Source organism: Dawidia cretensis (assembly GCF_018598175.1).
GTDB classification, from domain to species: Bacteria; Bacteroidota; Bacteroidia; order Cytophagales; family Cyclobacteriaceae; genus Ohtaekwangia; species Ohtaekwangia cretensis.
Genome location: NZ_JAHESE010000107.1, coordinates 1 through 598, shown reverse-complemented (window position 1 = coordinate 598; position 598 = coordinate 1). Strand labels below are relative to the sequence as shown.

2 protein-coding genes are annotated in these 598 nt (G+C 49.3%); both read right to left on the bottom strand.

Translation table 11 applies throughout. From position 1 onward, the window contains the following. On the bottom strand, window positions 1–240 hold a 240-nt coding region (locus tag KK062_RS29930), incomplete at its 3' end, for a TetR/AcrR family transcriptional regulator (RefSeq protein WP_254088063.1). 115 nt (window positions 241–355) lie between these two features. Further along, on the bottom strand, window positions 356–598 hold a 243-nt coding region (locus KK062_RS29925), incomplete at its 5' end, for a hypothetical protein (RefSeq protein WP_254088062.1).

Below are 598 nucleotides of genomic sequence, written 5' to 3'. Positions count from 1 at the left end.
GTTTATGACCGGTGCGATGATGCCGAATAACGCCTGTACCTTCTCCCTCATCACGATCTCGAAGAGCTTTTCTTTGCTGCGGAAGTAATAGTTCAGCAAAGCCAGATTCAGGCCGGCGGCTTCAGCGATGTCGCGCGTGCGCGTGGCCGCGTACCCCTTCCTGGTAAAGACCTCCCGCGCTGCCTCTTTAATCTTCTCCTCGGTCGATAGGTCTTTTGATTCCTGCTTCTTTTTCGCCATCGTACACGTATCAGTACGGAACAAAGATGGCGGATGTTTCGCATTTAGTCAAGTTTTTTAATCATTTGATTAAAAATTGTCGTATTCGCACATCTGTTCGCTCCCGCGCTCACACTCACACTGTTTTTTGAAGCCATGCCTGAGCTTCCGCCAAAGAATCAAAGATGCGGATCTGGACACTGGTCTGCTGTACGCGATAGGATATAAACTCAACCGCCAGTGCATTGAAGTAGTTATTAGGCCGCACCAGGGCAATGGCACGAAAGCCGCGTTCAATAGCGCGGGGAAGGAAATTGAACTTGACATAGTTCTGGTCCTCCTGGCCAATCAGCGTCATGCTTTTTATATCGGCTAATAC